Annotated in this window: 10 protein-coding genes and 1 pseudogene; 5 read left to right on the forward strand and 6 right to left on the reverse strand. The window is 40.1% G+C overall.

All coding sequences use genetic code 11. From position 1 onward, the window contains the following. Positions 1-193: 193 nt before the first annotated feature. Entirely contained in the window at positions 194-2,800 is a 2,607-nt protein-coding gene (locus L1271_RS11535) for an ExeM/NucH family extracellular endonuclease (protein WP_235367915.1), read from the forward strand. Positions 2,801-2,866: 66 nt separating this feature from the next. On the opposite strand, the gene L1271_RS11540 is transcribed toward L1271_RS11535, so the two are convergent. From L1271_RS11540 to L1271_RS11550, 3 genes and pseudogenes are all read right to left on the reverse strand, one after another. Continuing rightward, positions 2,867-3,538, reverse strand: a complete 672-nt coding sequence (locus tag L1271_RS11540) for an SDR family oxidoreductase (RefSeq protein WP_235367916.1) — start codon at positions 3,536-3,538, stop codon at positions 2,867-2,869. A 115-nt stretch (positions 3,539-3,653) separates the two neighbouring features. Then, positions 3,654-4,154: a GrpB family protein gene (locus L1271_RS11545; protein WP_235367917.1), complete on the reverse strand. Its 501-nt coding sequence runs from the start codon at positions 4,152-4,154 to the stop codon at positions 3,654-3,656. Positions 4,155-4,443: 289 nt separating this feature from the next. After that, positions 4,444-4,816: pseudogene (locus L1271_RS11550) on the reverse strand (ClbS/DfsB family four-helix bundle protein); the annotation flags it as partial. Between the two features lie 184 nt (positions 4,817-5,000). Here L1271_RS11550 and L1271_RS11555 point away from each other — a divergent pair. Continuing rightward, positions 5,001-9,476 carry an RHS repeat domain-containing protein gene (locus L1271_RS11555; protein WP_235367918.1) on the forward strand — a complete coding sequence of 1,492 codons (4,476 nt, stop codon included), beginning with the start codon at positions 5,001-5,003 and terminating at the stop codon, positions 9,474-9,476. After that, positions 9,463-10,329, forward strand: coding sequence for a hypothetical protein (locus L1271_RS11560; RefSeq protein ID WP_235367919.1), 867 nt, complete (start codon positions 9,463-9,465; stop codon positions 10,327-10,329). The genes L1271_RS11555 and L1271_RS11560 overlap by 14 nt, the downstream gene beginning before the upstream one ends. Positions 10,330-10,474: 145 nt before the next feature. Here L1271_RS11560 and L1271_RS11565 read toward each other — a convergent pair whose 3' ends face one another. Both L1271_RS11565 and L1271_RS11570 read right to left on the reverse strand, forming a co-directional pair. Next, positions 10,475-10,735: a hypothetical protein gene (locus L1271_RS11565; protein ID WP_235367920.1), complete on the reverse strand. Its 261-nt coding sequence runs from the start codon at positions 10,733-10,735 to the stop codon at positions 10,475-10,477. Positions 10,736-10,754: 19 nt separating this feature from the next. Further along, complete coding sequence (locus L1271_RS11570) at positions 10,755-11,072, reverse strand: hypothetical protein (protein WP_235367921.1); 318 nt, start codon at positions 11,070-11,072, stop codon at positions 10,755-10,757. 65 nt (positions 11,073-11,137) lie between these two features. Between L1271_RS11570 and L1271_RS11575 the strand changes: the two genes are divergently transcribed. Beyond that, complete coding sequence (locus tag L1271_RS11575; RefSeq protein WP_235367922.1) at positions 11,138-12,418, forward strand: RHS repeat domain-containing protein; 1,281 nt, start codon at positions 11,138-11,140, stop codon at positions 12,416-12,418. Next, the gene (locus L1271_RS11580; protein ID WP_235367923.1) at positions 12,415-12,963 is read left to right on the forward strand and encodes a hypothetical protein; all 549 of its coding nucleotides are present in this window, start codon (positions 12,415-12,417) and stop codon (positions 12,961-12,963) included. Before L1271_RS11575 ends, L1271_RS11580 begins: the two co-directional genes overlap by 4 nt. A gap of 139 nt (positions 12,964-13,102) precedes the next feature. Here the strand turns inward: L1271_RS11580 and L1271_RS11585 are convergent, their stop codons facing one another. Continuing rightward, the gene (locus tag L1271_RS11585; protein WP_235367924.1) at positions 13,103-13,420 is read right to left on the reverse strand and encodes a hypothetical protein; all 318 of its coding nucleotides are present in this window, start codon (positions 13,418-13,420) and stop codon (positions 13,103-13,105) included. Between the last annotated feature and the right edge of the window lie 287 nt (positions 13,421-13,707).

Consider the following 13,707-nt stretch of genomic DNA (forward strand, 5'->3'; position numbering starts at 1 on the left):
AATATACACATACTTGCTCACTGGCAACGTTTGAATATGGCATAAAATTCAACGACTTTTGTCCTTCAACACACAATTTAGTGTAAACCAATGTAAACAAACCGTGAAGTTTAATTGAATTGTCATCAATAGCGCTTAAAATACTGCGTCCGAATAAAAATTCGGATAATTCTAATACACGGGAAAATAAAAAATGATTAAAAAATCTATCCTTGCTTCAGCTATTGCATTAGCTTGCCTAAATGCACAAGCAGAGGTGATTATCTCTGAGTATGTTGAAGGTAGCAGTTATAACAAAGCCATTGAGCTCTACAATGGTAGTGATGCACCTGTCAATCTAACTGGTTACTCAGTCAACTTTTTCTTTAATGGCGCAACAGAAGCTCGCACGAATATAGAACTAAGTGGTGAACTTGCGGCTAAATCAACTTATGTTATTGCTCATGCTGACTCAGCAGCAGAGATCATCGCAAAAGCACAGTTAACAAACACAAGTAGCTGGTTTAATGGTGATGATGCCGTGACGCTTACGCTCAATGGTGCAGTTGTTGATAGCCTAGGTCAGGTTGGTGTCGACCCAGGTAGTGAATGGATTGATGGCGATATTAGAACAAAAGATAAAACGCTTGTCAGAGATCCTGCAATAACAACTGGCCGCACCGATGCAACTTCTGCATTTGTTGGCACTGGACAATGGCTTGCACTTGCGAAGAATGATTTTAGCAACCTAGGTATCCACATTAATGGCGGTGACGTACCTGAGCCAGAGCCAGTTATTTGTGGCGAAAATAATACCTTGATCAGTGCCATTCAGGGCGCAGGCGATGCAAGTCCATTGGCTGGAGAAACGGTTGAAGTTCAAGCTGTTGTCACTGCAAGCCTACAATCAGATGCAGAGCTTGGCGGCTTCTTCCTTCAAGAAGAAAGCACTGACTATGATGCTGATAATAATACTTCCGAAGGTATTTTTGTCGTATATACCGCAACTCCAGTAAGCACAGGAGATGTGGTTAAATTACGTGGTAAAGTTGAAGAGAAGTATGGTCAAACTCAACTCATTAACGTCGACGCAATTGAGCTATGCGGTTCTGCAACGGCTTCAGCGACTACCGTTACTTTACCTGCAGAGAATGGCCTTGAAGCCTACGAGGGCATGTTGGTTTCGATTTCAAATGAGTTGGTCGTTAACGATACATACGGACTTGCACGTTACGGCGAAGTACGCCTAGGTACTGAACGTTTGTATCAAAGCACTCAAGTAGCAACTCCTGGTGATGCAGCAAACCAGCTAGAAGCAGAGAACAAGCGCAAAGAAATTTTACTTGATGATGGTTCATCAGTACAAAACCCTGAGGTTATTCCTTACCCATCACCCACACTTGATGCCTATAACACCTTACGACTGGGCGATTCTGTGACGGGCCTTGAGGGTGTAATGGGATATGGTTATAGCCAATACCGTATTCACCCAACATCAACACCAAACTTTGTTCATACTAATCTACGTACAGAAGCACCTCAGGTAGAAGTGCGTGGAGATTTACGTATTGCTAGCTTCAACGTATTAAACTACTTCAATGGTGACGGTCAAGGTGCAGGTTTCCCAACGTCACGAGGCGCTGACAATCTAGAAGAGTTTGAACGCCAAAAAGCAAAAACGGTTGCTGCAATTTCGGCGCTCGATGCCGATATTATCGGTCTGCTAGAAGTAGAGAACGATGGCTTTGGTGAGTTTAGTGCGATTGCCGACCTCGTTAACGCTTTAAATGCAGCAGACTCTGCTAATACTTACGCATTTGTAAACCTAAATGTTGACCAAGTGGGTGGGGATGCAATTACATCCGGTATCATCTATCGTAGTAACAAAGTAGCTGAAGTAGGCACGCCTGCATTTACCGAAGCCGTACCATTTGATTACGGTAACCGTCCTCCTGTCGTACAAACTTTCAAAGAGGCAAACGGCGAAGAAATCTTCACTGTGGTAATGGCTCACTTACGCTCTAAAGGCAGTTGTTCAAAAGCTGAGGGCTTAGATCAAGACCAAAATGACGGTCAAGGTTGTTGGAACCAAACTCGAGTCACTGCGGTTAATACCCTAGCGACTTGGCTTGGCACAAATCCGACAGGAGTTGCAGAAGATGATGTAATAATTCTGGGTGACATGAATGCTTACGCTCAGGAAGATCCAATCAACACCTATGTCGAGAATGGTTATGCCAACATCAAGCAAACGCTTCATGGCAATAGCTTAGATTATTCATACGTGTATCAAGGGCGTATCGGTAGCCTAGATCACGCCTTTGCTTCAAACACGATGATGGAGAAAGTAAAGTCAGTAACGGATTGGCATATCAATGCTGACGAACCCGTTGCGCTAGATTACAACACTGAGTACAAGTCAGATACTCACAAAGCAAGTCTTTACGCGACACACGCTTATCGCGCATCGGATCATGATCCTGTGGTTATCGACCTTAACCTTGCTAAAGAGCCGACGATTATTGAAGGCGAGTTTACAGGCCTTGCTGGTTGGTTCTGGTGGCAACATCGCTCAATTGAGCTACCAGCAGGCTTTGATAAACTAGAAGTGTCAATCACAGGTCAAGGCGAAGCAGACCTATATGTGCGCCATAAGAAAATGCCAAACTTCTTCAAGTACGACTGTCGTCCATACCTTTGGGGGAGTGAAGAAAGCTGTGTATTTGACGAGCCTGCAGAAGGTAAATGGAATTTCCGCCTACGTGGCCTATTCCCTTATTACAATGTAACTATCAAATATAAAGCGACAAAAGCGAATTAATTGCTGCTTTAACGTAAAACCCAAGAGCCAAGGCTCTTGGGTTTTTCTTGGCATTGTAGGTCACTCCTAAACGAGCATAGCCCCACCATCACTCACTATCGATGCGCCCGTTATATAACTGTCATTCATCAAAAACAAATATGCGTTGGAAATTTGAGAATCACTTCCAAGACCTAGAGGAATTTTTTCCTCCAACTCTTTCAATGTTTTAAATCCTGGTGAAACGGTATTGACCCGAATAGGAGCAAGCTCAATTGCCAAAGCCTTCCCAAGTGACTCAACTGCACCGCTTATCGTACTTAATGTTGAGTACCCATTGTAAGGCCGTTTACCTAATGTTCCCGACGAAAACACAATACTCCCGCCATCGTTAATATATTGGTGAGCCAATTTAGCAAAGCTATACTGCCCCCAAAACTTAGTATCGAAAGCATGACGAACCTCTTTGAGGTCGAGTTCTAAAAATGGAGAAACAATGAGTGGAGACTTAACAGTAAAAATAAGATGATCAATTTTTCCTATTTTCTCAAGTAGGTTTTTAATCTCACTTTCAACCGTAATATCAACCGAATAACAAGTACAACTTTCAAGATATGGCTGACTTCTAATGCTAGCTTGTTTGTCAAATGCAGATCTCGAGGCTATTAATACCTCACCACCATCTTCACTTACGCGTTTTGCCAATGCGAGGCCAATACCTGTACTCCCACCAACAATTAATATCTTTTTTCCTTTCATTCCTTTTCTTCAACTCCTCTAACGTAAAAATCACAGCAGAGCCAAGCCTCATTATTTAGTACTTGACTACTGCTTTACGTTATATTGGGCTTAGAACCAAAATATCAACATTAAATTAACAACCCAACACCCGTTTAATGAACGGCCATTTTTGTTGAGTATATTGCTCACGGTCATCTTTGTATTCTTGTACTAACGCCTGCTTCAACGCGCAATACTCAGCTCTTAAAACTGATGATACTCTTAATTTTTCCCTAAAAGAAATACGCTCTTGCCAAAGTAGGCTGTTGAAAGGAACAAGGTGTAAGTGATGGGTTCTAAACTCAGGCGTTGGTTTGCAAAACCAGTGCATTACGTCAGCTTTATAGGGGTAATAACAATAACCGTGTTGAGTGAGCACTTGGATGGCTTCTTTTGACGCCACTAGTGACTTAACACCCACCATAATATCTATCACAGGCTTAGCAACCATACCAACCACCGCTGTACTACCCACATGCTCAATACCACCTTCAATCCAAGGGCAAAGCAAAGGCGCTAACCTTAGCTTTTCCACTTGGAACATTCGTGGCCAATCTTGATTATATTTAGAAAGTGAAATAGCTTGGTCTGCCATTGAAAGGAAAGTCCTGTAGTTGCTCTAAGTTTGGTTTGGAACAGTATACAGCTAAAGCAAAGCTTTGCTCATCACCACGACATCAACACCTTGGTAATTGACGTTTTCGAGCTGTTTTTCGTCCCCTGCTTCCGATAAAGTCCACCTTCGGAGGGCTAACACAGACACCCACCATAATTTGCATTTATATTATGGTAGGTGTCTGCTATCTGTGCTATCTACACACCACCTTTATCACAAAAACCAACGTTTAGTAAAAATGCTACGTATGCGAATCACTGTTAAATTGTTATATGAATTCCCGATTGAAGCGTCGAACTTTTGTACGCCTACTTTTCATAGGTGATGACGTTTTAAGCTGAGTCATGCGCCCCAAAACCCGTTGTTCATACTACGCAATATCGTAGAAATCATGCTTACTTAAGCTTGACATAAGTAAAAGTACTCGTTAATCGTAGGCTTAAGTTCAATGTGTAAGTCATCGAGTTTCCAGTCTCGACACTCTTCGTGGAAGCTTTCGGCAAGTGAGCCCAATTGCTTCCATTTATAGCCAGTTTCTAGGCAATCACGTGTTGATTTTGAGAACTTAGGCGGTGCCATTTAAGAACGAGTTTCTCCCAACCAATCAAGTGAGCCACCGTATCACTAACGCTAATGAGTGTATCTTAAATACAATCTTGATCTTTGTCTCTGAAAGTCATTTCTAAAAAATGGACTAGTTTCACATTAAGAGCCTTCAACCAACCGTGAAGATTAATATTCAACCAAATGTACACTTAATTGCTTTACTAAAACTTTACATCTATGTATTGTACTTCCAGTTATATAACAAAAGGAATGTATATAATGAAATTGGAATCAGTAAAAAGAACAACTTTAACGGGTTGCTATATCCTAGAAAACTTAAAGGTAATAACGCTTCTAACTGCTGCTTGGTTCATACCATTCGCTGCAGCGATACCTCAAGAAAAGGAGGTAACAGAGAGCACTTTTACCTCTGAAGAGGAGGTAGCAGAGAGCGCTTTTACCTCTGAAGAGCGATATAGTGTAGCAGCAGATAATTATGGTGTACTTTCCCATGATTTGCTGGGCGAGCAACATGATGCTTACACTGGAGAAGTGGGTTTCGCTCAAACCGACTTAATTATTCCGACCAATAGTGACTTAAAACTTAAGATTAAGCGAATTAAAGGAGTCCAATCAAGTTCTTCCTATAAGATATTTGGAGATTGGTCATTAGATTTACCAAGACTTTATGGTCCCATTAGAGCTAATTTCCATAGTGGGGTTGACCGTTGCACAACCATTGGGTGGAATGCCACCAAAACACTGCGCCCAGGTATCGAACCTGAAGACAACCAGAATGGACCATTGTTGGCTGGTTTGTCCACGTCCATGCAGCTTTATGGAAAAAATGTAACTTACTCCTTACCAGCTAATGCATACTTCTTGAATAAAGAAAACTGGGTAATCAGTTGTTCAAACGGTATTTATAGCGCTAAATCTCCGGATGGTACTACTTATACTTTTGGCCAAATTGCTTACTCTCGATTTGACAACATATATCAGGGAATTAGTGCAACTAAACCTGCTGGACGCTCAATGGTGACGTTACTTCTCTCCAAAGAGCAAGACGTGCACGGTAACTCGATATCTTATACCTACAGTGATGCAAAGTTAACCAAAATCCAAAGTAATGAAACCAATGGAGCAAGCATTCTCTTAACGTATAACGCTGATGGAATGGTTTCAAAAATCACCTCAAACGGACGAAGTTGGTTATACTCATACACCGATGGAGATTTAACTAAAGTCACTTTACCAGACTCTCGATATTGGAAATTTGCTCTTGCAGCTCTCATACCGGAACGCCCTCCCTCGAAATATGATCAAGTAATAGAAACTGGAACGGGAACAATACAACATCCTAACGGTACTATTGGTACCTTTAATGTAAGAGAAACTCTGCATGCCCGCTCAAATGTTCCTAAAGAAAGGAATATGAGTACCGGACGATATTTTTTAGATATAGATAGCAGTCATATGTCTCTTGTTAGAAAATCGATATCGGGCCCAGGTCTTCCTTCAATGATTTGGACTTACAACTATTCAGAAAACGGCGGTGGAAGAGTTGGTGAAAACGTTTCTGACAGTAAATATATTAAAATTACAAACCCTGAAGGGGTAGCAACCAAAATAACATATTCGCGACGTTTCGGATGGCGGGAAGGACTGATTTTAAGTGAAGAAGTGTATGATGGCGGTTTAGTTTCTAAAACTGAAAATACTTGGACCAAAGGTGGTGTAATAGGCAAATCGATAAATGGAATGACTTATTTATTAGAGGGGTATACCCATAAAACACAGAAAACCAAATCCGTATATAGTGAGTATCGAGTAGGTGGAACTGATACGTATACAACTAACTATAGTAACTTTACAAAGTACGGCTCTCCAAAAACGGTAACTGAAACAGGAAATGTTGGCAGCAGAACTCAAACCCTAAGTTACTATAGCAATAGTTCAAAGTGGTTATTGGATATTTTGGCGAATAGAACCATTGGTAATGATTTGTCGATAACCCGCACTCATAATGCTAATGGCCAGCTAATAAGTGAAACCAAAAATGGTGTGAGTAAAACCTTTGGATATACCGGTGCGTTATTGACGTCGGTCAAAGATGCTAGAGGATATACAACAACTTATAGCAATTACTATAGAGGCATTCCTAGAGCTATAACCTACCCAATCGGTTCTATGAAAGCCACAGTGAATTACTTTGGTAAGCTCTCTAGCTTTACCAATCAAAACGGTGACTCTTTTCGTTATACTTATGACACTAATAATCGCGTAACCTTTATTAATTTGCCTACTGGCGATGACATCAGTTATACCTATGGAACGAATAGTGTTACTAAAATACAAGGCAACTACAAACAAGTAGATAAGTTGGATGGACTTAATCGTAGCTATTTGACATCTTACCAAGATACTCACCTGAATATAACACGATATCAAAATAGAGCATTTAATAGTGATAACAAACTAAAGTTTGAATCTATTATGTCCTTGCAGAGCACTGAGCCACGTCGTGTATCACTTGAATACGATGCTATTGGTCGGCTTACGACATTAACCTCTCCAATCTCCAGCAGCATATATAAATACTTAAGCAACAATATAACAAAAATTACAGACGGTCGAGGGGCAAGCACAACTAACCATTATGCAGGTTACGGTAGTGCTGACGATGGATATGTCTATCAGATTAATACCCCTTCATCCAGTGGGACAATTATCACTTCATTTAGTAAAAATAGTGTTGGTAAGTTGCTTTCAGTAACACAAGGAGGGTATAGCATTTTATATGGTTACCATCCGACTTATAAAGATTACATCACTTCAGAAGTATATCCAGCATTCGGTCATTACTACGGAAGAGATGCTTTAGGTAATATCACCAGTTCACGGACAGACGGCAGCGGCACAACGTATTATACCTATGATGCACTTAATCGTAGAACATTAGCTAATTACCCTGGCTCGACAAAAGATATTAGCTATTCCTATAAACCAACGGGTGAATTACTCAGAGCTGTAAATGGGGTTGGAGATGTCTCGTATCGCTATGACAAACTTGGGCGAGTCATCGCGCGCTCAACGTTAGTGGATGGCACCGACTATGATTTTACTTATGCATACTCTGGAAATGGTGGCTTAAGCAACATAACGTACCCAGACAATTCAGTCGTTTATTACGCACCAAACGCATTTAAAGAACCAACAAAGGCTTCAAATTACGTAACGGATGTTTTGTATGAACCTACAGGAGCTCTAAAGAGCTTCAGCTATGGAAATGGTCTGAAATATGTGCTCAATACAGACAGCAGTAAAATGCGAGTGGCAAGTATATGGGGCAAAAATGGTTCAAACTTCTTGATAAAGAAATCATACTCCTATGACGCACAGAGCAATATTACATCTATAACAGATGGAATTAATAGTTCCCACAGTATCAGTAACATCCTATATGATAATGCAGAGCGGATACTGAGTGCCTATTCCTCAGCTTGGGGAGGCTCACGCAAGTTCGGGTATGATAAAACTGGCAATATCACTAGCAAAACTGTTAATGGTATTACCAATATTTATAACTACGATACTAACAACCAACTTTCCAGTATTTCAGGTACCTATTACAACTTTAGTTACGATGTATACGGCAATGTTACTACTAATGGTAAACATAGTTTCGACTTTAATGACGCAGGGCAGATGCTTTCATCATCATATGGTAATGATTCTAGTAGTTATGAATATGATGCTTTGGGACGTAGAGTAAAGGTTACAACTAATGGTGTTACAAGTATCGAAATAAATGGCGACAACGAGAGCTTGCTTTGGTTACTTGAAGGTGATGGCCTTCCTGTAAAAAAAGTGTACCTTGGCACTAAATTGGTAGCCAGTGAAAAGAATAGTGTAGCCAGATATATGCACTTTGATATCTTAGGATCAGTAATTGGTACGTCTGATGCTAGGAGAGCTTTTTCGTCTGAAGAATATACGCCGTTTGGGGAGAAGGTTAAAAATACAACAGATCCTCAGAATGATCAGTGGTTTACCGGCAAAAGATTTGATACAAAAACTGGATTGAGCTATATGCAGGCACGATACTATGATCCAGTTATCGGGCGGTTTTATTCGAATGATCCTGTTGACTCAATGGGGCATATGGCTCGTGGGAACCCTGTTCATGGCTTTAATCGGTACGCTTACGCCAACAATAATCCATATAAATATACTGACCCTGATGGTGAGTTCCCAATAATGCAGGTGATTGGAGGGATTATTGGTGGAATTCAAGCTGCTCAAGCTGTATCTGGCTCTAATGCTCACTGGACAGATAAAGCAATTGCTGTAGCGGCTGGTGTGGGAATTGGAGCATTAACAGGTGGTAGAGGTGGAGCTGCTGTAAAAGCAATTACTTCAAAAGTTACATCTAAAGTAGCTAAAACAGCCGTTGGAGTAACAACTGGAGGAGCTGTTGGTGGGGTTAGTTCTGCAACAAGCCAAGTTGTGGCAGATGTGGTAACTGGTCAAGAAGTAACAGCCGAAAAAACAGGGCAAGCCACGGTTAATGGTGTTATAAGTGGTGCTGTTGGTGGTGCTCCAGCTAAAACAGCTGAAGCTGTTGCTACTACGATTTTAACAGAAACGGTTCTTCAGGCAGGGCAAGCTTTAGCTAATGATACTCCTCCACCGCCCCCACCAAAACAAGAAAAACAAGAAAAACAATTAAGGGTAAGTCGTGAAAACTTTTAAGTGTAATAAAGTTGCTAGAGGTGTACTGCTAATTGCAGTATCACTCTCTTTATATTTATATCTAGTGTTAAATTGGATGTATTTAGCTTTGGCCTTTGTTGTTTTCGGAATACTTAGCTACCTATTTCTAGTTCAGTGCAAAGCGCTATTAGATGATAAAAAACTAGATATAAAGTGGTTAGGGCAGATACATTCAAGTTACGATATTTCTGATTGTAACTTGTACGTTCATCAGGGAGCTGTATTTGAAGTCATTGTATGTCAAAAGCGTTGGCTTTGGATTTTCCATTTACTTGATGAAAAATCAGCATTGGTTGAGGCAATATTTTCCAATCAGAGTGAGGTTGTTTCATCAGCGAAGGAAAATAACAAGAAATTTTTCAGCCTATTGGCCCTTCGAACAGGTTTCTTAATATCATGCTCAATGATGATTCTACCCGCAATACAATACTTCCAGCTTCCTTCCGATATTGATTTGCACGCAGTGAAAGGAAAGCTTGTCGAAACGAACGTAAACAAATCCCTTTTGATTAGTATTGAAGGTTATTCAACCTTGTTTGTTATGTCTCCAAAGGCCGGGAATCTAGCTGAATTTGATAGTAGATTAAAACCAAATAAAGGGCAGGAGCTGTCTATGTTTGTTACCCAAAAGCTAGCTTCGAGTGAAGTCGAAAAAACTGACGTTTGGGAAATCAGGCTAAAAGACCAAAAACTAATATCGTATTCTGAAATAAGAGCTAGTTGGATAAACTGGAAACGATTTTTTGTCTTTGTATTATTGGGAGTATGTGGAATAGCCTATTGTTTACAAAGAATTAAATTGACTAATAGTTATATTAAGTTAGAGCCATAGTTCAGATTTGAATCCAAAGCCTCGCACTCGCGGGGCTTTGTTTTTTTCTGGCTGTGGTGGCTTTTAGTTTGTTTTCAATGCAAGCTGAGAGGCTCAATGAAAAAATCCGTTTGGTGCCAAATTGGGGTAGCTGGAAAAAATTTACTCAGTCTGGAGCAATATGATTCAAAAAACCGTCACCATCAACAAGGTCATCTAGATATTGAAATCGCTTTTTGACCAGCGCGAGCTTTTCAATTTCATCAACATCACAGTCAAGGTGATCTTCGCATCGAAAGATAATTTTCTTTCTAATAGCATTGGGACGTTCTGGCGAAGGAGCAACTATCTCAGTTCTGATATCGACATGTCTTTTGTGACAAGCGGAGCATTCTGCATTGTGAAAATCAATTGTTCGGGTTGTCATGATAATATCCTGCTTGATTTTAATGAAATACACCGTTTGGTGCCAAATTCAATTGGGTAATCTGCTCAGGGCTGAAGCCGTGCCGAAGTAGTTCGAAGTCTTTTAATTGCACTTGAGATTTTTGGCCTTCGCCAATCAATTTATAGCAACTGCCACTCGCTGTAATGATTAATCTTTTGTTTGGAAAAATCTTTTCAACCTTTGAAGTACTGATATAGCTGCCCGGTGAAAATCGGTAGGTCTCATCTTCTTCGCAAGTGCCCCAAAGGATTTTGCCGATCAATTCCTCATCGTCAAAAACAGAAACGATGTACCAATCTTTAACCGTTGTACTCATGACCTAACCCTCATAAGAATTTAAGATGATCATAGAAAAATTTCAGTTAAAAACATACTGAAAGCATGGATCTAATCCGCAACTGCAAATCGCTAACCAAATCGCTGACACCCACCACTAATTTGCCTATTCCTCAGCTTGGGGGCTCACGCAAGTTTGGGTATGGCAAAACTGGCAATATCACTAGCAAAACTGTTAATGGTATTACCAATATTTATAACTACGATACTAACAACCAACTTTCCAGTATTTCAGGTACCTATTACAACTTTAGTTACGATGTATACGGCAATGTTACTACTAATGGTAAACATAGTTTCGACTTTAATGACGCAGGGCAGATGCTTTCATCATCATATGGTAATGATTCTAGTAGTTATGAATATGATGCTTTGGGACGTAGAGTAAAGGTTACAACTAATGGTGTTACAAGTATCGAAATAAATGGCGACAACGAGAGCTTGCTTTGGTTACTTGAAGGTGATGGCCTTCCTGTAAAAAAAGTGTACCTTGGCACTAAATTGGTAGCCAGTGAAAAGAATAGTGTAGCCAGATATATGCACTTTGATATCTTAGGATCAGTAATTGGTACGTCTGATGCTAGGAGAGCTTTTTCGTCTGAAGAATATACGCCGTTTGGGGAGAAGGTTAAAAATACAACAGATCCTCAGAATGATCAGTGGTTTACCGGCAAAAGATTTGATACAAAAACTGGATTGAGCTATATGCAGGCACGATACTATGATCCAGTCATAGGTCGTTTTTATTCTAATGACCCTATAGGTTTCCGCGATGTTCATAGCTTTAATAGATATGCTTATGCTGCCAATAATCCGTATAAATATACAGATCCTACTGGGATGTGTCCGGCAGAAAGCAGTAGCCGAGATTGTGTTGAAATTGGCCCCGTGAAGGGTGGTGGGGATGCAAAAGGTACACCTGAAAGTGATCAGATTGCAGTTGATAATGCTGAAAGTCACAGAGTTTTAACTGGTACTGTTGAAAAAGCATCGGTAATTAATCAAGATGGAAGTTTGTCGCAAGATGGTGTAACTCCAAAAGAGTTTGGCGCTGAATTTACAAAGGACTCATTAAAGGATGCGCAGGCTGTTATTCATGGTCATCCTGAGACAAAATCTCAAGACGGGTTAAATAGCGTTGGAGATGCTACGTTCACATTGTCGCAAGAATTGCCAAACTATGTTGTTCAAGGTGATCGAATTGGTGTTACCGAAATCGAAAATGGAACACTCCAATTAAGAATGGTGAAAGGCCGATTAGGAAGAAAAGAAGTTAAGCGACTTAAAAAGTCGTTCAAGAAACAATTAAGGAAGCATAACAAATGATCTTCTATACAAAGTTAATTATAGTTGCGTGGTTAATGACATGTATAACTATAGCTTCGGCTTCTGAACGATTAGTTATTATTGCATCACCGATGTCAATTGAAACTACCGATATTGACTATACGGGCTTAATAAAGCCAAATGCAATTACAGTCGATTTTGGTTCGGCATTGAAATTGAAGTATGAAATTGACGAAGTTATTTTTGGCAGCTTTAAAGCTAAAGAAGTCACATTTTATGACTTTGAAAGAGCCGGAGGTTTTCCGAGTTATGTAACCGAAGGGCTATTGTACTTATTTTTGGTTAAAGAAAACGGCAGGTACATATTATCTAATGTTGGTACATTAGTGGACTCTAATGATGACCTACTAATATGTGGGAATATGCTAAACCCTTATGCTGAAGATGGTTCTATCATTGCTCCCAAATACAAAAAATCTAATGTCTGCGATAATTCAGTTGAGCTTGAAAATTTAAGACTGTATTTTTCTAAGTTTGATTTTGATAGTCATAGTTATAAAAAAGCTACTATGCTGAAAAAATAGTAGTTTGAGAACTCATATTTTTCTTAATTCAAGGCAGTAAATAGGGGACAGGCCCCAATTAATTTCTAAACATCTCTTGATTTGAATCCAAAGCCTCGCCCTCATGGAGCGGGGCTTTGTTTTTTCTAGCTCTTGTGGCTCAATGAAAAAATCCGTTTGGTGCCAAATTCAATTGGGTGATCTGCTCAGGACTGAAACCGTGGCGAAGGAGTTCGAAGTCTTTTAGCTGTACTTGTGCAACATCACCACTGCCGATCACATGATAGAAACTGCCACTCGCTGTAATGATTAATCTTTCGTTAGGAAAAATCTTTTCAACCTTTGAAGTACTGATATAGCTGCCCGGTGAAAATCTGTAAGTCTCATCTTCTTCGCAAGTGCCCCAAAGGATTTTGCCGATCAATTCCTCATCATCAAAAACAGAAACGATGTACCAATCTTTAACCGTTGTATTCATGACCCAACTCCCTTAAGAATTTACGATGATCATAGAAAAATTTCAGTTAAAAACATACTGAAAGCATGGATCTAATCCGCAACTGCAAATCGCTAACCAAATCGCTGACATATATGGACGCTCAGCTGCTGTCAAGTAATACTCATCCAACAAGGTTGTGTTAACAGCCTTGTTGCTTCTTTTATTTATCTCTCATTTACTATTTGTATGTATTGATAAACAGTCACTTTGAGTCACCCTAAATAAGGTGCTGCTCTGACATATATTCGGGCTTAACTGACTTTCAG

Origin of the sequence: Pseudoalteromonas sp. OF5H-5, assembly GCF_021530695.1 — a bacterium.
GTDB lineage: Bacteria > Pseudomonadota > Gammaproteobacteria > Enterobacterales > Alteromonadaceae > Pseudoalteromonas.

Bases quoted from the DNA above. Each gene is read 5' to 3' on its own strand.
- L1271_RS11575 (WP_235367922.1), top strand. From the start codon at position 11,138: ATGGATCTAATCCGCAACTGCAAATCGCTAACCAAATCGCTGACACCC.
- L1271_RS11545 (WP_235367917.1), bottom strand. From the start codon at position 4,154: ATGGCAGACCAAGCTATTTCACTTTCTAAATATAATCAAGATTGGCCA.
- L1271_RS11565 (WP_235367920.1), bottom strand. From the start codon at position 10,735: ATGACAACCCGAACAATTGATTTTCACAATGCAGAATGCTCCGCTTGT.
- L1271_RS11580 (WP_235367923.1), top strand. From the start codon at position 12,415: ATGATCTTCTATACAAAGTTAATTATAGTTGCGTGGTTAATGACATGT.
- L1271_RS11555 (WP_235367918.1), top strand. From the start codon at position 5,001: ATGAAATTGGAATCAGTAAAAAGAACAACTTTAACGGGTTGCTATATC.
- L1271_RS11585 (WP_235367924.1), bottom strand. From the start codon at position 13,420: ATGAATACAACGGTTAAAGATTGGTACATCGTTTCTGTTTTTGATGAT.
- L1271_RS11535 (WP_235367915.1), top strand. From the start codon at position 194: ATGATTAAAAAATCTATCCTTGCTTCAGCTATTGCATTAGCTTGCCTA.
- L1271_RS11570 (WP_235367921.1), bottom strand. From the start codon at position 11,072: ATGAGTACAACGGTTAAAGATTGGTACATCGTTTCTGTTTTTGACGAT.
- L1271_RS11540 (WP_235367916.1), bottom strand. From the start codon at position 3,538: ATGAAAGGAAAAAAGATATTAATTGTTGGTGGGAGTACAGGTATTGGC.